Consider the following 22,231-nt stretch of genomic DNA (forward strand, 5'->3'; position numbering starts at 1 on the left):
AGGAAACAAAGCCCCGCGTCGTCGGGATCATTGCGCGGATGGCCGATTACAATCTGCTTTCGCTCTGGTGGCGCCGCGAGTCCAGCCACCACGCCAACGCCGGCGGGGACAGGAGAACTTCATGAATGATGGGCCCCACACAAGGTCTCAAGGCCCTCGCCATATGCGCCGCAAATCCCGGCGGAAATCCATCATTCTGATCTCGGCCACGGCGGTCGCAGCCGCCGTGGCTTTGGCCGCCACCGCTGTCACCTATGTGGGCGCGACGGCGGTTGCGGTCAACAACAACGTCCACCGCTCGGATGTCCTCAAGGATATGAAAACGCTGCCCGCGGCGGTGCCGAAGCTGGGCCAGGACACGAACATCCTGATCATGGGACTGGACACGAGGGTCGACGAGAAGGGCAAGCCTCTTCCACCCGAGATGTATGACGCCTTGCACGCGGGGGATGAGAATATCGGCGGGTACAACTCCAATGTGCTGATGCTCATCCACATCCCCGCGGACGGTTCCAAGGCCGCGGGGATTTCCATTCCCCGGGATGACTACGTCCAGGTCGACGGCATACCCGGAAGCGGCCCCTTCAAAGCCAAAATCAAAGAGGCGTACGGCTACGGGTTCGCGGCAGAGAAGACCTCCTTGATCAACGCGGGAAAGCCCGACGACGACACGACGTACCAGGCGGCCCGCGACGCCGGACGCAAGGCCGAAATAGCTACCGTGACCAAGTTCCTGGGCAGCGTCCACATCGACCACTTCCTCGAAGTCACCATGGCCGCGTTCTACGAAACGGCCCAGGCCATCGCGCCCATTACCGTGTGCGTCAACAAGGCCACCCAGGACACCTTCTCCGGGGCCGACTTCAAAGCAGGCATGCAGCAGATCAATGCCAAACAGGCGATGGCCTTCGTGCGGCAGCGCCGGGACACGTCCGATCCGACGTACCTCTTCTCGGACCTGGACCGCGAGCGCCGTCAGCAGGCCTTCATCGTTTCGGTCTCCCACCAGCTCAAGGACGCCGGGACCTTCACCGATATCGGGAAAATGCAGGGTGTCCTGGATGCGGTGAGCAAGAACATCGTGGTGGATTCGGAGTTGAACCTGATCCAGCTTGCCCAGCAGGCCACGTCCCTGACCGGGGGCAACATCTCCTTCTCCACCCTGCCGATCACCGGCTTCGGAACGTCCCCGGATGGCGCCTCCATCAACACCGTGGACATCAACCAAGTTCAGGCCACTGTCAAGGAACTTCTCACCCCGGTCCCGCCGGCTCCCGCACCGACGACGACGGCGACCGCGACGGCGGCGGGCCACCCCGCCGGCGGCAGCCGCAGCCTCTGCGGCACCCACCTCTGGGGGTGCAGCACCGGCAGCTCCGTCAGCACCTGCAAGCAACGTCTATGCGGATTCGACCGGGGCCCTCCAAGGCGGCGCCATTCCCTGCGTCAAATAGCGGCTTTTCGTTCCGCCGGGTTGTAACGTTTTCGTTTTTGCTTGCGCTCCGGAGACCTCCCGTTCATACTAAATGAATCCCGTTCATTTTGTGATATCCGTCTCCTTCGAGCTCTTGCCAACGGAGGCATCCCCTTCATCACGCGCAGGAATCTGCTTCCCACGAAAGGCCCTATCGTGAGTCAAACTGCAAACCAAGATCCACCGGCCGGCGCTCCGGTCCCTGTGAAGTCACAGCCGGGCACTGCCACGCCCATGCCTGAGACCGCGTCGACAGCTCCCCGCGCTGCGAGGGCAATGGAGAAGAGATCGATTGATTGGGTCCCGAACAACGAGCGGCACGGTAAGCTGCGCGGCGTCGGGGCGATCTGGTTTGTCGGAAACGTCAACCTGACGGCGATGGCGACCGGAACGGCCGCGCTTGCCGCGGGAGCCGGATTGATGTGGACGATCGTAGCAACCGTGCTTGGCTCTCTCTTCGGCACTTTTTTCATGGCTTTCCACAGTGCGCAGGGCCCCCAGCTCGGGCTTCCGCAACTGGTGCAATCGCGTCCTCAGTTCGGATACATCGGTGCAGCCATCACTGTCTTCATCGCCGCCTTGGTCAACTATGTCGCCTTCAACACGAGCGACGCGCTGCTGTCCGGCTCTGCGACGAATCTGCTCTTCGCGGTGCCGCCTCGAATCGGTTTTACGATCGCTGCCGTCCTCGCCGCCGTGCTGGCCCTCTTCGGCTACGACTGGATCCACAAGGTCAACAAGTGGCTGACCTTTCCGCTGCTCGGCCTCATGGGAATCCTCACCGTAGCGGCCCTGACCAATGGGGCGCTCCCGGCGGGAGCCTTCGACCTCGGGGAATTCAACGGCCCGGCCTTCTTGACCGTCTTCGTTATCATGGCCGGATTCCAACTCGGCTGGGCGCCCTACGTGTCTGATTACTCCCGCTACCTTCCCGCGTCGATCGGCGTCAAGGCGGCCTTCTGGTGGACCTACCTGCCGAGCGCGATCTCCGGGATCTGGGTATTTGTGCTCGGTGCGATCATGGCGGCTGCGTCGCCAGGCGCCGACCCGGTGACCGGGTTCCTTGCCGCCGCGGTGAACTTCGGCGGGCCCGTCTTTGGCTGGATCGTGATCGCGGCCCTGCTGGTCGGGGTGCTCTCGGTCATGGGCATCAACCAGTACGGCGGCAGCCTCACGATGATCTCGATCCTGGACTCGTTCCGGCCCGTCAAACCGACCCTGAAGCTCCGGGCCATCACGATTGGGCTGATGTTCGTGCTGGTGTTCGGCATCTCGCAAGTGGTCGGGATCGACAGTTTCAACGCCTTCTACGGCAATGTGTTGATCTTCATCGCGTATGTCTTCACGCCGTGGACCGCCATTAACCTGGTCGACTTCTTCTTCGTGCGCAAGGGCAAGTACGTCATCGGCGAAATCTTCAACCCCGACGGGATCTACGGTCGATGGGGCTGGCGCGGCACCACGGCATACCTCGTCGGCATCGCGGCCATGATCCCGTTCATGGTCACGGCCCCGTTCGTGGGCTCGATCGCCCAAGGGCTGGGAAGCGTCGACTACTCAATCTTCGTCGGACTCCCCGTTGCCGGGATCCTTTACCTCGTCCTCTGCCGTAGCCTCGACCTCGACAAGGAGCAGCGGATGGTGGACGCCGAAGGACTGCTCCTGCATGACAAGCACTGACTGCGGGTCCGCCCTGCACAGCGGCTCGGACACAATCCGACAGCGCCCCCCGGACGCTTACGTGAGGCGGATCTGGCGATTTGCGTCGGTGTAGAGCAGGTAACGGAACTTGCCCGGGCCACCTGCGTAGCAGACCTGCGGACAGAATGCGCGCAGCCACATGAAGTCGCCGGCCTCGACCTTCACCCAGTCGTCGTTGAGCAGATAGACGCCGTTGCCTTCGAGGACGAACAACCCATGTTCCATGGCTGGTGTTCCAGAGAACGGGATGGAAGTGCCAGGCTCGAAGGTCACGATGTTCACGTGCATGTCATGCGCGAGGTCGTCGGGATCCACGAATCGAGTGGTGGCCCAACTGCCGTTGGTGCCTTGCATCTGGCTGGGCTCCACATCCTGATCGCGGGTAACAAAGGACGTGGCCGTATAGCCATCCGCCGGTTCGTAGGCCTTACGGATCCAGTGGAAATTTGTGATCCCGTCCGAATCGTTCCTTACGGACCAGGCGGCCCCTGCGGCGATATACGCGTAACTGCCTTCCTCCAAGATATGCAGTTCTCCGTCAAGCGCCAGGGTAAGCCATCCCCTTGTCAGGAAGAGGACCCCCTCGACGGCGGCTTCCGGCTCGGGCTTCCGCGAACCGCCGCCGGGTCCCACCTCGACGATCAACTGGGAGAACCTTGTCGCGAAACCTTCGATGGGGCGTGCGATGATCCAGGACCGTGTGTTCTCCCAGCCGGGGAGATTGCTGGTGACTGTGTCTTTAAGGACGCCCTTAGGTATGACGGTATATGCGTCCTTGACCATGGCCCGGTCTTTTGGGAGCTGGGCTTGTGGAATGGCGACTTCGGGGTGAAATGAACTGGCCATCTAACTGCGGGTCCCTGCAGCCTGCACAGCAAGGTTCCCGGCATTGATCGGGCCGCCTTCAGCTACGGTTTTCTCTCCGTTGAAAGCACGTAGCATGGCTTCGCGGTCGAACTGCCCCTCCCATTTGGCGACGACGAACGTCGCAACGCAGTTGCCGAGCAGGTTCACCACGACGCGCATGGAGTCCATGAGGCGGTCGGCTCCCAGGAGGAGTGCGACGCCGGCAACAGGGAAGATGCCCAAGGCGCCTGCGGTGGCGGAGAGTGCGAGAAAGGCCGAACCGGGGACACCTGCCATGCCCTTTGAGGTGAGCATCAGGATGCCCAGGGCGGCCAGTTGCTGCCCGAGATCCAGGTGGTGGCCGAAGGCCTGTGCAAGGAACAATAGCGAGATCGACAAGTAGATGGCCGCACCGTCCAGATTGAAGGAGTAGCCGGTGGGGACCACCAGGCCGGCGGTGGAACGGGAGCAGCCGGCGTCCGTCAGCTTGGTCATGATCCGCGGCAGGACCGACTCAGTGGACGCGGTGCCCAGAGCCAGGAGGAACTCCTCGCGCGTGTATTTGATGAACTGCCACAGCGGGACCCGGACCAAGCCCCAGGCGATCAGGAACAGCAGGCCAATGAACACGATCGCCGCACCGTAGCAGGCCACGATGAGCAGGGCATAGGTGCCCAACGTGCTCAGTCCATACTGGCCAATGATGAACGCCATGGCACCGAAGGCGCCGATCGGTGCCAGGCGCATGACCCAGCCCATGATCTTGAAGAAGACCTCCAGGATGGTGTCCAGGACCTTCATGACAGGGGCACAGCGGTCCTTGCCGATCACCACAATTGCGGCGCCGAAGAAGACAGAGAAGCAAAGGACCTGGAGGAGGTTGTTGCTGGCGAAGGCGCCGATCACGCTCGTCGGGATGATGCCCAGGATGAATTGTCCGGCGTCGCTGGGCGGCGCGGTGCCGGTCTTCGCCTTCAGGGCGTCCTGGCTCAGGGTGCTCGGATCGATGTTCAGCCCCGCACCGGGCTGGACGATGTTCGCGACCACGAGGCCGAAGGCCAGGGCAAACAACGTGGCCCCGGTGAAGTACAAGAGCGCCTTGACTCCCACTCGGCCCACGGCTTTGACATCGCCAACGGCCGCGATCCCCGTGACGATCACCAGGAAGATCAGCGGCGCGATGATCATCTTGATGAGCTGGATGAACCCGTCACCGAGCGGGCGTAGTCCTGCGCCGATCGACGGCCAGAGATACCCGATCAGGATCCCGGCGACGACGGCGACAAAGATCTGGAAGAACAGGGATTTGTACAGCGGTTTCTTGATGGCGACTGCCTGCGCAGCGTTGATGTCGAGTTTCATGGCGAAGCCAATCCTCATGCGGAACCAGAAGTCCGCGGCCGAAATTCAAGGGACCCTACCAACGTAGGGGAGCATTGTTTCCGGCCTGAAACGAATGTATTAAACTGTCGGAACTTTGAAACATCTGTTTTAATGTTGGCGCACTCGTGGTCTGAGGATGGTTTCTGGCCGTCCGAGAGTCGGATCTACCGAAGCTTTTCGACCTCTCCGAGCGAGTCGAAAAGGCCTGTGATTTCACTGATGCGTTTGGTCCCTGGTCTTCCGGTGGCCGCAAGTACCGCGTTGGCAAGGACACTCAGGAGGCTCATGGGCGCAGCATAACTGTCGAAGGCTCCAGTGCCTTCCACGGGACACTCGATCCACACCTTGGCGTCGCCGGCCATCCGGCGCCCGGTGGCGTCGCCAATCAGGATGGTGGCCGCACCTGTTCCGGCAGCAGCTTTGAGGACGTTTGAGAAGGCTTCTGGACGGCGGCGGAATCCCAGCAGCACCACAGCATCGGCGGGACCGAGCCCTGCGAGTTCTTCGCCCACGCTTTGGCCCGGCTGCGGAGCTAGCCCGACGCCGTCGCGGCATTGGAGGAGCTGTTGCCGCAAATGGAGCGCGAGGGGAAAGCTGTTTCGGAAGCCGATGAGCAATACCTTCCGGGCTCCCGCAAGCAGATTGGCCACTTCGCCCAGCCGTGTTTCGTCAATGGACTCGAACAGACGCTGAAGGTTCCGCTGTTCCAGTGCCGCGTGGGTCGGCAGATCGCCGTCGGAATCCCTGGTGGCGAGCGGCACACCGCTGGACCGCAGTGCCCTGGTGTGCTCCTTGACCTCATTGAAATCGGCAAAGCCGAGCCGGCGAAACAAGCGGCTCACGGTTGCCTTGGAGACTCCGCTCAGGCGCGCCAGTTCGGCCGCGTTGTAGACGGCGAGATCACCCAAGTGGTTCAGGATGGTATCTGCCGCGAGCTGTTCCTGCGGGCCAAGCGCCGGATAGTGCTGTTCGATTCGCTCATCGATCCTCATGAAACAACCGTCTCACGCCCCTGCGCTGTTCCCACAGCCGCTTCTTTTCTTTGTGTGGTCTTTGCCGGGTTTATCTCTCCGATAGGCTCGACGAATGAGTGAAAACACCCCAAGGCTCGCAGGATATCTGGACAAGCAACAGCCTGGACTTTATCAGGCACTGTCCGCCTACGCGGGGCAGGTCACTGCGGAGGCGGACAGGACCGGGATCCCGCGCCGAACCCTGGAGCTGGTGAACTACCGGGCTTCGCAGATCAACGGCTGCGCCTTCTGCCTGGACCTGCATCACCGCCGCGCCATTGGCTATGGCGAGACCGAGCAGCGGCTTTCCCTGGTGTCGGTGCACGGCGAAGTGGGGCTCTTCGACGAGGCCGAACAGGTTGCGATTGAGCTTTCCGAACAGATCACGCGAATGTGCACAGCTCGTCCCACGGCCGAGCTGTTTTCCCGCGCGCGGAAGGTCTACACCGAGGAACAGATCAGCGTGCTGTGCATGGCGTGCATCGGCATCAACGCCTTCAACCGCCTGTCCATCCTGAGCGAGCACCCGGTGCGCAAGGCGCGTTCATCGTCGTGAAGCGTGCGAAGTCGCACGACGCCGGCTTCGAACCAAAGAATGGAACGAAGCCGGCGTCTGCGATCTAAATGTAAGGACATGCCATGGGCAGTTGCGTTTGGGTACGACAAACAATCATCAGGAGTAAAAAAGCCCCCGAGCAGCGCAAGAATAGAAGACGCCCCCGGTGATTCCACCGGCGGCGACGAGGCACGGAACGCAACCTGTGCCGGCGCTGCCCACACAGATGGCGGAGCATGCAATAGTGATGGCAGTAATCACCCAGGACGCCACTCCAGCCCCGTTAAGACAGGCAGTGAATTCGTTCCATCCCACCGTAACGTTCTTTCCTAAGGGCACCTGATCGGGTACGAATCGATCGAGCACCTTCGTTCCGTCGATCCAGGTCGTTACCGTTCCGCCGCCGGCGCCCTGCAAGAATATTGTTTCCACCCTCTGAATGGGCTGGCGCGTCGTCTTGTCGAACAGCAACGAGATACCGGAAGGTTCCACAACCCCGGAGCCAATCAATCCCGAACGCACCATGACCAGATCCTCATTTGCGAATGCGCGGAGAGTTGCTGGGACTATCTTTCCCGTCCCTGAAGGAACCGGTTTGGCGTCTAGGAATGCCTCGCCCCAGTTCTCGGCGTCGCCAGCACCGAGTGGCTTCCAAGTCTTCTCGAACTCGGCGACTGTCTTCTGGACGCTCGGTGTCGTAGACCGATAAATACTTGTCGCACTGACGCCTTCGTCGACGGATACGCCCCCTGTCGTATCTTGTTTGTCGAATGTCCCTACCAGTGGCAGAAGGTATGCCGCAACGACTGCAAGCGCACAGAATATGGCAACTAGCGCGGCTTGAGAGCTACGCACGATTTTCATTTGAGTCATCCTGTCTTTCCGATTTCCACTCACGGGTACGTAGGAACAGGGCTGCCCCAAGCATCAGTAGTCCGCCTATCCAGCCGACAACCGCGAAGCTCCCTCCGACTGCTGCGAAAGCGAAGCACGCAGGAGCCGCCAACAGCGGTAGCATGAAGATTTTGTTTGCTGCCATGAATTGACCCCTACTCTCACTCGGCGATTGACCAAGGCGCGCGAACACGACCCGCTGTGAGCCATCGATGCTTTGCCTGACGTAGCATCCAAATGTTCCGGAATATCTGCGACGAGGCGATGAGTTGCATGTTCCTCTTTGAATTAGGATCGGCGCCGGTCCTGTGCTGATCCTAAGCGGCCGTTTCACCTTTAGATACGGATTTCCGCAGAATTGAGTGCCAATCTGACTAAATTGAGTGCCAAAACTGAGCAAATTGAGTGGTGCGCAGACGTCTCACTGTGAGTAAGGATGCTTCGCCTGGGAGCGTTAGGTAATCAGCTGGCGTGCCGAGGCACAGATCAGCGTGCTGTGCATGACGTGCATCGGCATCAACGCCTTCAACTGCCTGTCCATCCTGAGCGAGCACCGGGTGCGCAAGGGCACGCAGCCAGAGACTTCTTGACCCGAGAGCCAGAAATCTTGCCTCAGGGATTAGCGCTTTTCATAATCCGTTCGTAGGATTTGCCTATGTCTATGGGGAGATTAGTTCGTAAAGCAGTTATTCCGGCCGCCGGATTGGGCACGCGCTTCTTGCCTGCCACCAAGGCGATGCCGAAGGAAATGTTGCCGGTAGTGGATCAACCGGCCATCCAATATGTGGTTGAGGAGGCCGTGAAGGCGGGCCTCAGCGACTTGCTCATGATCACAGGCCGCAATAAGCGCGCTCTTGAAAACCATTTCGACCGTGCACCTGATCTCGAACGCACGTTGGAGCTGAAGGGCGACGAAACCCGACTGGACGCAGTGAGGCATGCCTCCGAGCTTGGGCCAATCCACTACGTGCGGCAGGGCGAACCGAAGGGTTTGGGCCATGCCGTGTTGTGCGCCAAGCAGCACGTGGGTGACGAAGCGTTTGCCGTGCTTTTGGGGGACGACCTTATTGACGAGAACGATGAGCTCCTGTCAACCATGATCGACGTCCATGCGAAGACCGGCGGTTCGGTTATCGCCCTCATCGAAGTGGACCCGTCACAGATCAGCGCGTATGGCTGCGCTGACATTACGCCCATCGCGGGCGAGGACTACGTCCGGGTCAACAGCCTTGTGGAGAAGCCTTCTGTCGAGGAGGCGCCATCAAACTTGGCTGTCATTGGACGCTATGTACTGCACCCGGCCGTGTTCGATGTCCTTGAGGAGACCGGGCCCGGACGCGGTGGCGAGATCCAGTTGACCGACGCCCTCCAAACTCTCGCTGAGGGAGATGGTGAAGGCGCGGGCGTTTACGGGGTCGTCTTCCGAGGCCGTCGCTACGACACAGGGGACAAGCTCAGCTACTTGAAAGCCGTCATCACCTTAGCGTCCGAGCGGGCCGAATTCGGTGAAGACCTCAAGTCCTGGATGAAGGGATTCCTCGGCTAGGACTAGGAGTGCTGCATGCTTAGCCGCGCGTAGCGCAGAATCCTAAGGATGGCCGGAGCCAGCTCGTCTTCCATCCGCAGGTATGCTTCAGCACCCTGCTTGTAGGGGTCAGCGACGTCGTTGTCTGAGGATTTTGCCGCGAGGACGAGGTGACGCACTGAGGATGCCCGTGCCGGCAGTTCTCGCCATAGTTGGGTGAAATCAGAGCCCGACGCCGGTGCGTCGCCTCGTTCTTCAAGGGCCGTCACCATCCGTGCGAACTCGCGGATGGTGAAGGTCCTCTTGAGCAGCGAGGCATCCAGTTGCAGCACTTCGCCGCGGTGGTGGGACGCCATGGTGAGCACCAGATCCGCCTGCCTGAGGATTTTCTGGGTGAGTTGCCGGGCGGCAAAATCATCCGGTGTGCCGCCGTACGTGCGGATGATGTCGGCAGACAGCGGTTGGATGGGACTTCCCACCATCGCGCGGGTGCCGGCGCTGCGCACTTCGAAGCCGCCGGGGAGAACCTGGTCCAGGCCTGCCTGGAGCAAACGTTCGGCTACGGGGGAGCGGCAGATGTTGCCGGTGCAAACGGTCAGTATCCGAATGGGTTGGGTTGATTCCAAAGGTGTAGCTCTTTCACTAGCTGGCAGGCGCGTGCGACGCCTGTGATTTACAACTTAACACGGCAGACATCGGGGCTCATTCAAGGCCTGACAGCGCTCAGCGGCAACCGTTTCAACACTGTCGCAAGCAACAGTCCGAGGCCGGCTCCAAAGGTATTCATGAGGATGTCCTGGAGGCTTGAAAAGCGCTGTGGCAGCAACAGCAACTGGCCGAGCTCCACCGTCCCTGATACTGCCGTACCGAGCGCCAGGAGCTGCCACCATCGCTTGCGCCGAAGCGTGAGCGCAAGAAGAAGCCCTGCAGGTGCAAAGAGGAGTACGTTGGACGAGGCCTCGACAAATCCGTAGTCGATCCATTCGGGTATGCCGTTTCGGTGGAGCAAATCCAAGAGGACTGAAAGGTCGCCTGCTGCCGGCTTGTCCACTGGCGTCGGCCAAAAAGCGATGAATGCGAGTACTACGAAATAGCCCAGAAGAATCCAGCGGAGTAGTCCAATTCGGGCAAGCGATTTCTGGAAGGAGCCCGATTTCACGAGTCTCGCAACAGCACGAAAGCAGCCATACCGAAAGAAACCACGGCCAGCAGGATCAGAAATATCGTCGGCCAGGCCCGCCTCGGGACGGCTGGAATTCGTGGAATCGCGGGCAACTCCACTCTGAAGCTCAGCCTCTTGCGGCGTCGCCAATGTCTCCCCATGTTCATAAATTACAGTACCCAAAAACAGGGAGGGGTTGTTTCCGGATCACCGGAAACAACCCCTCCCTTTATTTTGCGTTTAGGCCGCGGCTACGGTTTCGTTTTTTGCGCGGCGGCGAACCACCACTACGGAGGCCGTGCCGGCTACGAGAGCGCCAGCACCAACTAGACCCCAAAGGATCAGGCTGGAGTCAACGCCGGTGTTAGCCAATCCGGTACCGCCCGTGTTGGCCAGTCCTGCGCCGCCGGTGTTTGCGAGTCCCGCACCGCTGACTCCTGCTGCCACCACAGTTGAGGTGACGGTGTGTCCGGAGGTCGCGCCGACGGCGGTCAGCTGGTAGGTGCCTGCGGCGGTCAGCGTGACGTCGGTGGAGAAAGCGCCGGAGCTGTTTGCAACGGCCGTCACCGTGGTGGGTGCCAGGTGAAGGGCGCCGGGTACGGCCAAGGCGAGGCCGCCACTAGTGCCAGGTGCTGCTGCGCCCTGGGGAGCGGCAGTAAATGTGATTGTGATGGTGATGGTTTCGCCGGGCGTGAAGCCGCCTCCGGAGAATACGACGGTTCCGCCTACCGTTACAGTTGCGCTAGAAACCGTGCCCGGAACCGGTGCCGGGTAATCGACGGCCATTGCTGGAGCCGAGGCGGCAAGTGCGATGGTGCCCGCAAGTGCGAGCGCTGAAAGAGTTTTCTTCATTTTGTCCCCCTGAGACCTTGGTACGTACTTGAGACCTGATACGTAATTCATTGTGATGACGTGATTTCATCCACCACGAACACGTGAACTGAAATCTGAGACCCACCCAACAGAGAAGCTATCATCCTAAGGGTGCTGACGGCAAAGTAAATCCAAACCCGTTACAAAGGGTTAACACCCCGTCTATCTTGCGGCTCCACAGGTTTCCGATTGAGTCGGGAGTATTACGTTGTCCACGGATTGGACGGTGGGAGTCACCACCACTTCGGGCTGGCTGTGCTGGACGATTTTCCCGAAAGTGAATTCCACGGTGCTGCTCTGCCCAGGCGCCAGACGAACCGAGAGAGTGCCAACTGGCCGGTCGTCGTGGCGTTGCGCGCCGAATGGGACGTTTTTCCCATCCTGGGTTGCAGTTTCAACGTTGGCCTGGGCTGGCCCGTAGGTGATCACATTCGTTTGAACCGAGCCGGCGGGGATGCCGTAGGCTCCTCCGGCGGTTACGTAATTCGGCAACGAGGTCGCGGCATCAGTCGGTGCAGTGTTGGTGCTGGTGATCCGGACCTTGAAGGTTCCGTAACCATCGGCAGCCGTGCATTGCTGGATAAGCTGAACGGTTCGTTTCACGTAGTAATCCATTTTCGCGCCCGTGCCGTCGTTGAAGTAGGCGCCAAACTGTGCGGCCGGAACGCTGGGTCCGGAGATGGAGCCACTGAGAGCGTATTTGCCAAGGACGGTTTGTTCCCCGCTGTCCGCCGACCAGAGGAGCACTCGGCGCTCTTCTACGCCTTTTCCGATGCCCGCCAGGAGGCTTTTGGCTTCGCCTTTGCCGGAGGAAAAGGCACCGAAGATTTCCCTGGCCACCGCTGCGAAGTACACGTCTTGCATCTTCGGTTCCTGGATTTGGGCGTACACATCAGAGAGCAGGGTTTTCACGACGTTCTTGCCGGAGAGCTGGGTCGGTAGTTTCCCCGCGGTCATAGCCTGTATCTGTGGATCTTGAAGCGTAACGGGTCCCGTGGCGTCCAAGATGTAGCCCAGAGCTACGGGGTCGATCGAAATCGCTCCGTCCAGACGTTCACCCTTTTTTTGTTCCCACATCTGCAACGCAGTGGTGGCAGCGGTGGGGAAGTCCGGGGTGAAGTTGACGTCCTGCATGAAGGTGCCCATGCGGTCCGTGTAGATGCGTTGCTGCTCGGCATCAACGGGTACCGGAGGCTTGAACGCTCCAAGCTCAGTGGCGCTGCTCTCGCCGGAGAGACTGACCTTGCCTTTGTCCGCGGTGAGTACGGCCAAGGCGCCGGGAATTCCTCCAGTGGCGCGAACTTCGGCGTTGTTCTGGATAAGCAGCAAATAGTGCCGCGGCTTATCGGAGCCCAACATGCCCGGGGCCAAGCCTGCTGCGTCGGACGCCGTGTCCAACTCGTCCACAATGGAGCTAAGTTGTTGCCTGGCTTGTGTTAGTGGTCCGGCAATTTGTGGCAATAGGCTGCTTGCGTCGATCCCGTTCAGCCGCTCGGCTGACGCGCGCACGGCGTGCGCGGCGGAAATGACGGAGGGCGCGGCCTTTCGAATCGGTTCAAGGTCGGTGCCGCTGCCGCTGGGCATCAGTTTGTCCCAGTTGAGAGAGTCATACACATTCACCAGGGGAGTGACGCCCAGCGTGGCCACGTCGTCAGCTGAGCGGGCTATTTCCGAAGTGGCGGAGAAATTCGCGCCGAGCCATGGAGTGGCCGAGGCTAGGGACCAGAGGGGATCGGAAGTGGCGTCCCGCGCGGCGGCAGTGTGGCGCCGCAGATCGTTCGCTGCCGAGGTTGCATCTGCCGGACGATTCTCAAGGATGCTCTCCTTGAGCCTGGGTACCAATTGAGTTGATGCTTCCAGCTCGGATTTGATGGTTGAAGCCTTAGCGCCTAGCCATAGGACGGCTGCCCCAGCGACCACCAAAAGCACCGCGAGACTTATTCCGACTTTCACAAGACGGCGCCGGCGCCTGGTTGGGACGGCTTTCCTTGTGTCCCTGCGCAGCTCGTTTTCGTCCGGGATACTTTCGGGTTGTTTAGTGTCGGTCACGCTTTATGGCCTTCCGAGTCCGCGATAGTGCCAACCGGCGGCACGCCATTTGGCGGCATCCAGAACGTTTCGTCCGTCGAGAATCCGGAGCCCGGCGACGCCGTTGCTCACTTCAAAGGGATCGAGTTCTTTGTATTGCTGCCATTCGGTGAGCAAGAGCAGTGTATCGGCTCCGGCGATAGCTTTGTCCAGATGCGGTTCGTATTGCAGCTCAGGGAAACGTTTGGCCGCGTTTTGCAGGGCTTTCGGGTCAGTGACCGTAACGACGGCACCTTGGAGCTGGAGTTGGGCGGCGATGCTAAGCGCCGGCGAGTCCCGAACGTCGTCGCTTTCGGGCTTGAAGGCGGCCCCGAGAACCGTGATGCGGTGTCCTAGGAGGCTTCCTCCGCAGAGTTCGCGCGTGAGCTCGACAACCCGGGTACGGCGGCGCATATTGATGGAATCCACTTCCCGGAGGAAGGTCAAGGCTTGATCGGCGCCAAGTTCGCCGGCTCTGGCCATGAAGGCCCGTATGTCCTTGGGGAGGCATCCTCCGCCAAACCCAATTCCGGCATTGAGGAATTTGCGGCCGATCCTGTCATCCATGCCAATGGCGTCTGCGAGACGCGTGACGTCTGCTCCGGACGCCTCACAGAGTTCTGCCATAGCGTTGATAAAGGAGATTTTGGTAGCCAGGAAGGAGTTTGCCGCAGTCTTAACCAGCTCGGCGGTCGGCTGGTCGGTGACCAATCGAGGTGTGCCAGCCGAGAGGGCATTAGCGTAGACCTCGTCCAAGACTGAGACCGCCACGTGATCCTCTGAACCATCTGCTACGCCGTACACCAAGCGGTCCGGGGACAAGGTGTCCTTGATGGCGTGGCCCTCGCGCAAAAATTCGGGGTTCCACACGAGGTGGGCGCTGGGTTCACTTTGGGCCAAAACATCAGCCAGACGGGCAGCTGTTCCGACCGGAACCGTGGACTTGCCCACCACAATGTCACCGGCACGGACGTGGGGGAGGAGCGCCTCTATTGCTGCATCCACAAAGCGGAGATCCGCGCCGTTTTCGCCCTTTTTCTGAGGAGTTCCAACGCAGATGAAGTGGACGCTGCTCCCCGCGGCGTTGGACATGTCGGTTGTGAATGACAAGCGTCCTGTTTCTTGGACCTCGTTGAGCAGTTCATCCAAACCGGGTTCGAAGAACGGGGCACGGGCGGCGGAGAGTTCACTGATTTTCCGCTCATCCACGTCGATTCCAACCACTTCGTGGCCAAGCTTGGCCATGCAAGCTGCATGTACGGCACCAAGGTAGCCGCAGCCGATCACTGAAATGCGCATTGTGTTGCCTTCCCCGAGAGGTCGTTTTCTACGTTAGGTAGTTAGTAGGCGCCATGGCTGCCGAAGACGGCCTGGGCAGTGCGGAGTAGGATGACCAGATCTCCGGCCAGTGACCAATTTTCCACATAGTAGAGGTCCAAACGAATGGAGTCCTGCCACGAAAGGTTGGACCTTCCACTCACCTGCCAGAGCCCCGTCACCCCTGGCTTGACCAGCAATCGACGGCGAACGTCATGTTCGTAAGCATCGACCTCTTTTGGCAGGGGAGGCCGCGGGCCCACCAGGCTCATGGAGCCGGAAAGGACATTGAACAGCTGAGGAAGTTCATCCAAGCTGTATCTGCGGAGGAAGCCACCAGTCCGGGTGATGCGTGGATCGTTTTTGATCTTGAAGAGGAGCCCGTTCCCTTCGTTTCGGTCGGCGAGTTCGGAGAGCCTCGCCTCTGCATCGACCACCATGGATCGAAACTTGAGCATTTTGAAGCGGTTGCCCTCGAAACCCACCCGTTCTTGCCGGAAAAGAATTGGGCCAGGGCTGTCGAGCTTCACGAGCAGGGCGAGGACCGCCAACAGGGGTGAGGACAGCACTATCAGCCCGGCTGAGACAGCGACGTCGAAGAGCCGTTTAGCGACGCGCTGGCCAGCCTCAAGTGTAGGTGTGGTCACGTGGATAAGAGGCAGTCCCGCCACTTGTCGGGTGTGGATGCGGGGCCCGGCGATGTCCGTGAGAGCGGGGGCCATGATGAGTCCGACGTTTCGATCGGCTAGTTCCCACCCGAGGTGACGCAGCGTTTGCGGGTGAAGCTGGACGCCAGCCGAAACAGCGATAGCATCTGCGTCGCATTGTCCGATTGCCGCAAGAATCGCGTCGGTATCCGGTATATGGCCGAGCACGGGCAGTCCAACGCTCGCAAGCTCAGCAGACGGGTCGTGAGACCCTGGGGTATAGAGGGCAACGGGCATGTAGCCCGCATGTTTTTCGCGCCTCAAGGTGGCTGCCAAGTGGGCGACTGCGCCTGGACCTCCCAAGAGCAATAGCCGGGACATGCGCCGTCCCTTTTGACGGTGGATGCTTAGGTGTTGGCGAAGAAGCCAGCGTGCTAGCAGCAGTCCAACAAGGCCAGCCGGCAGAGCGATTCCGACGTATCCGCGGGCTGTTTCTACACGGAAAACATACGAGAAGATCGCAACAAAACCGAACAACCAAAGAGACGCGGCCGCTACTCGCTTGTACTCGTCGGGGCCCGAGCCGAGAATTCGGCTTTGCCGAGTCCCCCAGGCTCCAAGCATGAGCCACCATGTGACGGCCAGGAGTATAGATAGCCAGACGTAGCTGGAATCTTGTCCGGAAACTGCAAAGCCAGAGTCCAACCCGAACCTGATGCTGTAGGCACCAGCCACGGCCCAAACGATGACGAAAGCGTCAACCACTCTTAGAGTGCGGGCTGTTCGCACCCGCCAATCAGAAACCGCCCCCACTAGCATCCCCAGTATCTAGTCGTTTTCAGTTTTCGGGAATCCCCGGGCTCAGGATACAGCCACCGAAGGGGGCAGCTCTAATGTTGCGAATTAGAGGCGCGATTGCTCTCGGCAATACGTGAAGATTCTTAACCTGTCCCACGTCCGCAGGGTTCGAACTCGATCCGTCAAAAGCGGCCGGATGCGGCGTAGCGGCCAACACCACGGACCTGAACAAGAACAATAGAGGGCGCGAAACACTACCGGCTAGTTAGTTCCGGCCAACGGTTTCACATGCCCCATTCAGTTCCTGTCACGTCCTCCGGCAGGTTAGCATCGACCGTGGGACCGCGCTGCGGAATCCGAACGGACTCATCGCCGTTGGCGAGATTTACTTGCCTGAAACACAAAGTTTGAGACAACAGAGGTAGGGACCCTCCACCGTTGCGCCGGGCAACACGGATCCTGCAAAGCTGTGTGATGAATCGTCCCCGGCAGGTGAATCGGAATCAGCCGGAAACATCGATGTATCAGGACATAAAATGGGGGTGTTTGTATGACCAAATCGGTAGCAATAATCGGCACTCGAGGCTATCCGAGTTACTACGGGGGCTTTGAGACGGCGGTGAGAAAACTGGCCCCGTTCCTTGCGGACTCCGGCTGGGATGTCAACGTATACGGCCGCGCAGGGGCGACAAACGAGAAGGATCCCACCAGGGACCATCGTGTTCGCACGACAGAAACATTTGGACTCGAGAGCAAGTCCTTAAGCACGCTTACGTTCGGCTTCAGTTCGGTTGTTCATGCGTTGTTCAAGAAACCGGACATAGCTCTGGTAATGAACGTGGCCAATGGATTCTGGCTTCCGCTTCTAAAAATGCGAGGCATACCCTCGGTTGTGAACGTAGATGGAATCGAGTGGGAAAGAGCCAAATGGGGGCGGCTCGCTAAGCTTGTGTTCAAGCTCGGTGCAAAATTTACGGCTCGCTTTGGCACGATTTTGGTCAGCGATTCGCTGGAGATTCAGCGTCGCTGGCGGGCTGAATTTGGGCGCGATAGTGTATTCATTCCGTATGGAGGCGAGCCTTATCATCACCTTGACGTCGTCGAGGGACTGACCTCCGGGGGATATGTACTGATCGTGGCCCGATTTGTTCCTGAAAATACTGTCTTGGAATTTTTTGAAGCTGCCGAACGAATCGCTCAAGACCATCCGGTGGTAATTGTCGGATCCTCTGGATACGGCGGGGACCTGGACAACGCAGCCGCCGCACTCAGCACTGGCAATGCAAACGTTACGTGGATGGGTCACGTCAGTGACGATCTGAAGCTTATGTCGTTATGGCAGCATTCAGGGGCCTACTTCCACGGGCACAGCGTAGGGGGAACAAATCCGGCGCTTGTGCAGGCAATGGCGTGCGGCGCTCCCGTTATAGCGCGCCGAACCCCATACAATGAAGAAGTTTTAGGTTCAGAAGAGTTCTTGGTACTTCCGGAGCCTTCCGCCATTGAGGAAGCAATTCGGGACCTCTTGGCAGATCCTGCAAAACGAACCAGAGCTGGGCTGGCCAACAGGGAGCGCGCTGAGAGGTACTACAATTGGCCCGACGTTTGCTCCGCCTATGAGCGGAGCTTGGTTGAAGGCCAAAACCCACGGGCGGCGTCCGCTGGGTTCAAGAGCCTGGAGGAATCAGCGGCGAACTCTCTGGTTGGCGTTCAGAAACCGTCAGCAGACTGATGTGCTGCAATGAAATCAAGAGTTGATAGAGAGCTGATGTCTCGGCTGGCCACGAGCAAGTACGACAGCATTCGAATTCGCCCTGAGTTGCGAGCCGCGCAAGTAAAAAGATCAAGTTTGATGACACCGGCCCTCACTCTCTACTTCGATGAGAAGTATGACTTGGGCGCGACTTCGCTCCGAGAGTCGTTCGTCAAGGTGAATTTTCTTACATGCGCAATGATTCTGGCGATTTCGAAAGCGACGATTCTGGAGGTTCCCGAACCGCTTTGGCTTCGATTTGCCGCAAAGAATCTCATCCTGATATTTGTTTGGAAGTTATTCGGGCTTTTCCGGAGGAATCGCAGAATCACCGTAACCTACGCAATAGAAAATAATGATCTCGCTGCTTTGACGTCCATTCGAGATCGACCCGTTTTTGTATTGCAGCGTCTGTTTCGATTACTGGCCGGAGCGGCTATTCGCGCTTCGATTGATCGAATAGTATTTGGCAGTTACGCATCGCAGGAGCTCTATTATTCTCTTAGGGGAGTTCGCTCCATTCCCAATAAACTTATAGAGGAACTGCCTGCAAAAGCGCTTTCGGGGCACGATGGCGGTTATTTGCGACGGGGCGCCAACCAAGCGATTTTCGTTGGCGAGCTGGATGACAGAAAGGGTATCAGGGACCTCATGGAGGCATGGCCTTCTGTGGAATCCGACCTGCCTGACGCGATTATCACTGTGGTTGGCCGTGGGGAGCTTGAAAGCATAGTTAGGCAGTGGTGTGAGGATCGTCCGACGAGCCGAGTGTATCTTGGGCTTGTTCCGCACGAAGATACCCTTTCCCATCTCGGCCGGGCATCGATTCTCATTGCCCCGTCGCGACGTGCAGGACGGTGGAGAGAACAAATCGGACTGCCGATTGTGGAAGCACTTTCCCTTGGGACCACAGTCGTTACCACGGACGAGACGGGGCTGGCGACCTGGCTGCTAGAGCACGGCCATGTCGTGATTCCCGAGCCGAGGCTTGCAGAAATTTTGCCTCGCGCGATCACAGCTGCGTTAAAGTCTCCGCTCGATCGACAAGCTGTTGTAGATGTTCTTCCATCCTTACCAGGACGAATTATGGCTGATTCTTGGCTCCATGCGGCCAAGACCCCTGGCTCCGCGGAGGTTAATTGAAATGACACTTTCTAATGTTGCAGCCGTCGTTGTTCATCATCGAAGCTATGACACAGTGGGGGAAACCACGGAACGCCTAATAGCTGAAGGCGTCGAACCCTCAAGGATAGTTGTGGTTGACAACAGTGAAGAGGACCATCAGAGGGAAAAGGTGAAATCCCTGTTGCCGGATGGCGTCCACGTAGTCTTTTGTTCGAATCACGGCTACGGAGCCGCGGTTAATTTTGGTGTCTCCTGGCACACCCGTAATACGGGCGCGACCGAGTATCTCTTGGTTTCGACCCACGAAGCCCGACCGGAGACTGGCGCCGTTCGTAGGCTTGAAGCCGCGCTCGGTGGGGATGAACGAATCGCCGTCGTTGGTCCGGCTTTGGTCACGGGAGATGACTCTGAAATCGTTTGGTCGCTTGGTGGGACATTGTCCCGGGTTCTCGGCCTTCCACGTCACCTTGCCCACAAGGCATCAAGGACTCAATTGAGTGATGCCAAATCCGGTCCTGTTTCCTGGCTCGATGGCGCCTTCTTGATGTTCCGTAGGGACGTCATTGAGAAGCGCCCGATCGATGAAGAATACTTCTTGTATATGGAGGAAACAGATCACCAGTTGGCTCTCCGGCGAGAAGGCTGGCGGATTTTCATAGAGCCGACCGCAGTAGTCTGGCAGAGCTCAGGAGGCGTTCCGCCTTACTACCAGACAAGAAACATTCAGCTTTTTCATGCCAAGAACGGAACGTCGATTAGGCGTCAAATTTCTGCGCCATTCATAATCGCCAGATCGATTGCAAGAGACATCATCCGGCGTCGAGGGACTTCAGAATGGGGCCAACTGATTTCCGGCTGGAGAGCCGGGATCAAACTAGCAAAGGGTCGGTCCGCAGGCGAAGTGACGAGGGTTGTGATAGTGAATCCACTTGGAGGAGCTCTCGCTCACTACACGGATGCGCTCGCGAAAACACTGGAGGAAACCGGGGCAGCGGTGGAGACATTTTCGATCGAGGAACCATCAGTCTCGGGGCGCAGTCGCTTTCAGTGGTTGGTCGGATATTTGAGACTTTTGAATGCTGCGGCTCGGCGCCAAAACGCTGCACCCGGTTCAAAGATGCTGGTCACGTGGCCCGTTCTGGGCTTCCTCGATCTCCTGTTGGTTGGCGCAATTTGTGGTAAGGCTTCCGCGATTGTGTATCACGATCCAAAGCCGCTAGTTAGGGCTATTGGAACTGGCCGCGCGATTGCGACCGTAGTGCAAAAGGTTTCGAAGCTTCCCGAAATCATTGTCCACAGCCAAGCTGCCCATGAAAGTATGCTTGATTTCGGCTTTGCGAGCAGGTTGCAGGTGCTTGCTCATCCGATGATGCGCCCGGCAAATCGAAATTTCGGGGAGGATGCCGGCGTAGTAGGCCGCCGCAAGGTTCGCGTCTTGGGCCAGTACAAGCGTGACAGGGACCTGGATGTCTTGGGAGTTCTGGCCCGTCATCTTCATACAGAATTCGATCTTGAAATTGTCGGCCGAGGATGGCCATCTGTCGACGGCTGGGACGTGGACCCGCGCTTTGTATCTGAGTCAGAACTGGATACATTGATTGAAACCAGCGCCGCGATTGTCATTCCTTACAGACGGTTTTACCAAAGCGGAATCGCCATTCGGGCGCTGGAACGTGGTACCCCTGTTGTTGGCCGTTCGGAAACCAGCTTGTCGTCTTTGTATGGTGCGGATTCCGAGCTCCTGGTAAGAGACTCTTCAGACGGGAAAGATTTCGACGAAACTTCTTGGCCAACGGCCGTTCGGCACGCAGCGGGACAGGGGCAGTCGGAGGTGGAGAAGGCAGCCAACGAGCTGTTTTTTGCTACCGTTTCGGAGTGGAAAAGCTGGATATACCCAGCAGTGGATTCGGCGAGGGGTGTCTAGAACATGGCAACCTATACGCTGCTTGCACTCGGTCCAGCTCACCCAGACACTGACCGCGCATGGCTTGAAAGTCCCCACATAGGTCGTATATTTCGACAGCATTCAACAGCGCCTATGGGCAAACGGCTCGGATCTCGGGTACTGGGAATCGGTCTGGACTCTCTCCTGCTTGCGATAAGGACACTTCGCCCAACCATGAGGGGGCCATACTTGGCCAACAACCCGTGGATCGGTGCGGCACTTCGACTCACTGGTCGACGCGATTTCGTGGTCACTGGTATTTACGCCGAGCCAGCGAGCCGAAGCTGGAGGGTATTGCGGCGATTGATAGGCGGTGCTCCGGTAATCACATTGTCGCAATCAGAAGTTGGCCCATGGAACGCTGCGGGAGGAACTGCGACAGCCGTTCTCTACGGAAATACATTCCGATACCCCGCGAAGCAAGATATTGATTCGAGACTTAAGATATTCGTCGGCGGGTCGTCAGACCGGGATCCACAAATAATTCGTGCGCTTCAAGAAGAAGTGTTGCTGAGCGAGGATCCGGTGGAACTCGTGCTAGCCACAGGGGAGGGCCCCAGCGAGACCATCTCGGGTGAAAGTGTTGTGAAAAGACCCGGGCACTTGAGTCAGTCGGATTTTGGGGCGCTATTGAGTACTGCATCCGTGACATTCCTGCCGCTGCGAGACGGAACAAGGGCTGCTGGGCACATGGTCATGGTTGGATCTCTTGAGAGCGGGGTCCCCATTGCCGTAACTTCCAGTCGTGGGATGTCGGAATATGTATTTGGGCAGGCTGTCGTCGCGTGCGATCGAGATCAGCCAATCCTGCCTCAGTTGCGGTCACTGGCCCACACTATGCTTGGGCAAGAGGAATCAATACGTGAGTTTTGGCGTGAAACCTTTAGCTTGAACGCTTATATCGCACGAGTTGGGAGCATTTTGGAGTCTCTTTCGAACGCGATGGAGCGCTGATAGGCCGGGTTGATGCATAGTTGATCAGTTGTGCCTGGATTGGCGGCTCGGTTGCGTCCCGCTGAGTGGTGGAGTTTTCTCGACACCGTGCGGGTCAGTGATCTGATTATGCTGCAGTGAGTTCGGGGAGCAAAATCCCTTCTTTTACTGGTTCGGTCGTCGTGGTGTTCATGGCTTTGAGCTCGGCCATGGAGGCTT

17 protein-coding genes are annotated in these 22,231 nt (G+C 58.8%); 7 read left to right on the top strand and 10 right to left on the bottom strand.

From position 1 onward, the window contains the following. The first annotated feature begins 163 nt into the window (after window positions 1-163). Window positions 164-1,480 carry an LCP family protein gene (locus AC1DJW_RS20230; RefSeq protein ID WP_476902322.1) on the top strand — a complete coding sequence of 439 codons (1,317 nt, stop codon included), beginning with the start codon at window positions 164-166 and terminating at the stop codon, window positions 1,478-1,480. A 150-nt stretch (window positions 1,481-1,630) separates the two neighbouring features. Continuing rightward, the gene (locus tag AC1DJW_RS20235; RefSeq protein WP_284756170.1) at window positions 1,631-3,154 is read left to right on the top strand and encodes a purine-cytosine permease family protein; all 1,524 of its coding nucleotides are present in this window, start codon (window positions 1,631-1,633) and stop codon (window positions 3,152-3,154) included. Between the two features lie 57 nt (window positions 3,155-3,211). Here the strand turns inward: AC1DJW_RS20235 and AC1DJW_RS20240 are convergent, their stop codons facing one another. From AC1DJW_RS20240 to AC1DJW_RS20250, 3 genes are all read right to left on the bottom strand, one after another. Then, complete coding sequence (locus AC1DJW_RS20240; RefSeq protein WP_476902323.1) at window positions 3,212-4,021, bottom strand: bifunctional allantoicase/(S)-ureidoglycine aminohydrolase; 810 nt, start codon at window positions 4,019-4,021, stop codon at window positions 3,212-3,214. After that, window positions 4,022-5,383, bottom strand: a complete 1,362-nt coding sequence (locus AC1DJW_RS20245; RefSeq protein WP_476902324.1) for a cation:dicarboxylate symporter family transporter — start codon at window positions 5,381-5,383, stop codon at window positions 4,022-4,024. 185 nt (window positions 5,384-5,568) lie between these two features. Beyond that, window positions 5,569-6,396, bottom strand: a complete 828-nt coding sequence (locus tag AC1DJW_RS20250) for a MurR/RpiR family transcriptional regulator (protein WP_476902325.1) — start codon at window positions 6,394-6,396, stop codon at window positions 5,569-5,571. Between the two features lie 94 nt (window positions 6,397-6,490). Between AC1DJW_RS20250 and AC1DJW_RS20255 the strand changes: the two genes are divergently transcribed. After that, on the top strand, window positions 6,491-6,973 hold the full coding sequence (locus AC1DJW_RS20255) for a carboxymuconolactone decarboxylase family protein (RefSeq protein ID WP_284756179.1): 483 nt from the start codon (window positions 6,491-6,493) through the stop codon (window positions 6,971-6,973). A gap of 117 nt (window positions 6,974-7,090) precedes the next feature. Here the strand turns inward: AC1DJW_RS20255 and AC1DJW_RS20260 are convergent, their stop codons facing one another. Next, entirely contained in the window at window positions 7,091-7,837 is a 747-nt protein-coding gene (locus AC1DJW_RS20260) for a hypothetical protein (RefSeq protein WP_476902326.1), read from the bottom strand. A gap of 685 nt (window positions 7,838-8,522) precedes the next feature. Between AC1DJW_RS20260 and galU the strand changes: the two genes are divergently transcribed. Continuing rightward, window positions 8,523-9,413 carry a UTP--glucose-1-phosphate uridylyltransferase GalU gene (gene galU, locus AC1DJW_RS20265; RefSeq protein ID WP_284756183.1) on the top strand — a complete coding sequence of 297 codons (891 nt, stop codon included), beginning with the start codon at window positions 8,523-8,525 and terminating at the stop codon, window positions 9,411-9,413. Between the two features lie 2 nt (window positions 9,414-9,415). Here galU and AC1DJW_RS20270 read toward each other — a convergent pair whose 3' ends face one another. From AC1DJW_RS20270 to AC1DJW_RS20295, 6 genes are all read right to left on the bottom strand, one after another. Next, window positions 9,416-10,018 carry an arsenate reductase/protein-tyrosine-phosphatase family protein gene (locus tag AC1DJW_RS20270; protein WP_284756185.1) on the bottom strand — a complete coding sequence of 201 codons (603 nt, stop codon included), beginning with the start codon at window positions 10,016-10,018 and terminating at the stop codon, window positions 9,416-9,418. An 80-nt stretch (window positions 10,019-10,098) separates the two neighbouring features. Further along, the gene (locus tag AC1DJW_RS20275; protein WP_476902327.1) at window positions 10,099-10,551 is read right to left on the bottom strand and encodes a VanZ family protein; all 453 of its coding nucleotides are present in this window, start codon (window positions 10,549-10,551) and stop codon (window positions 10,099-10,101) included. 243 nt (window positions 10,552-10,794) lie between these two features. Beyond that, window positions 10,795-11,406 (bottom strand): LPXTG cell wall anchor domain-containing protein, encoded by a 612-nt coding sequence (locus tag AC1DJW_RS20280; RefSeq protein ID WP_476902328.1) that lies wholly within the window; start codon window positions 11,404-11,406, stop codon window positions 10,795-10,797. A gap of 183 nt (window positions 11,407-11,589) precedes the next feature. Then, complete coding sequence (locus AC1DJW_RS20285) at window positions 11,590-13,476, bottom strand: DUF4012 domain-containing protein (RefSeq protein WP_459342452.1); 1,887 nt, start codon at window positions 13,474-13,476, stop codon at window positions 11,590-11,592. Window positions 13,477-13,479: 3 nt separating this feature from the next. Next, on the bottom strand, window positions 13,480-14,793 hold the full coding sequence (locus AC1DJW_RS20290) for a UDP-glucose dehydrogenase family protein (RefSeq protein WP_459342451.1): 1,314 nt from the start codon (window positions 14,791-14,793) through the stop codon (window positions 13,480-13,482). 41 nt (window positions 14,794-14,834) lie between these two features. Then, window positions 14,835-16,277, bottom strand: coding sequence for a sugar transferase (locus AC1DJW_RS20295; RefSeq protein ID WP_476902329.1), 1,443 nt, complete (start codon window positions 16,275-16,277; stop codon window positions 14,835-14,837). 529 nt (window positions 16,278-16,806) lie between these two features. Here AC1DJW_RS20295 and AC1DJW_RS20300 point away from each other — a divergent pair. Genes AC1DJW_RS20300 through AC1DJW_RS20310 form a run of 3 tightly spaced genes read left to right on the top strand, consistent with a single transcriptional unit; the run spans window position 16,807 to window position 21,058 of the window. Beyond that, window positions 16,807-17,988, top strand: coding sequence for a glycosyltransferase (locus tag AC1DJW_RS20300; protein WP_476902330.1), 1,182 nt, complete (start codon window positions 16,807-16,809; stop codon window positions 17,986-17,988). A gap of 9 nt (window positions 17,989-17,997) precedes the next feature. Beyond that, entirely contained in the window at window positions 17,998-19,152 is a 1,155-nt protein-coding gene (locus tag AC1DJW_RS20305; protein ID WP_476902331.1) for a glycosyltransferase family 4 protein, read from the top strand. 1 nt (window position 19,153) lies between these two features. Next, the gene (locus AC1DJW_RS20310) at window positions 19,154-21,058 is read left to right on the top strand and encodes a glycosyltransferase family 2 protein (protein ID WP_476902332.1); all 1,905 of its coding nucleotides are present in this window, start codon (window positions 19,154-19,156) and stop codon (window positions 21,056-21,058) included. The last annotated feature ends 1,173 nt before the right edge of the window (window positions 21,059-22,231 follow it).

This window comes from Arthrobacter sp. 05L417 (assembly GCF_056397865.1).